At 33.1% G+C, this 360-nt stretch carries 1 rRNA gene; it reads left to right on the top strand.

What is annotated here, in order from left to right:
* Nucleotides 1–103: ribosomal RNA gene (locus E2558_RS12275) — 16S ribosomal RNA — on the top strand; the annotation flags it as partial.
* Nucleotides 104–360: the final 257 nt, after the last annotated feature.

The following is a 360-nucleotide window of genomic DNA, read 5'->3' on the forward strand; positions in this document are numbered from 1 at the left end:
TGGAGTAACCATTTGGAGCTAGCCGTCGAAGGTGGGACAAATGATTGGGGTGAAGTCGTAACAAGGTAGCCGTATCGGAAGGTGCGGCTGGATCACCTCCTTTCTAAGGATATATTCGGAACATCTCGTAGAGATGATGGATTAACGTGACATATTGTATTCAGTTTTGAATGTTTATTTCAAACATTCAAATTAAATGATGATTGCATTAAACATTATAATTTGATATAATATTTAATTGTGATTGTTGAAAATATTATTTAAAGAAATCGTTTCTCAGACGATGAGTTGAATAAATTTAAAACGCAGTTTACTTTCGTAAATGAGCATTTAAATTTGTGATAACGAAGAAGTATGAAA

Source organism: Staphylococcus pragensis (assembly GCF_004785665.1).
Lineage (GTDB): Bacteria > Bacillota > Bacilli > Staphylococcales > Staphylococcaceae > Staphylococcus > Staphylococcus pragensis.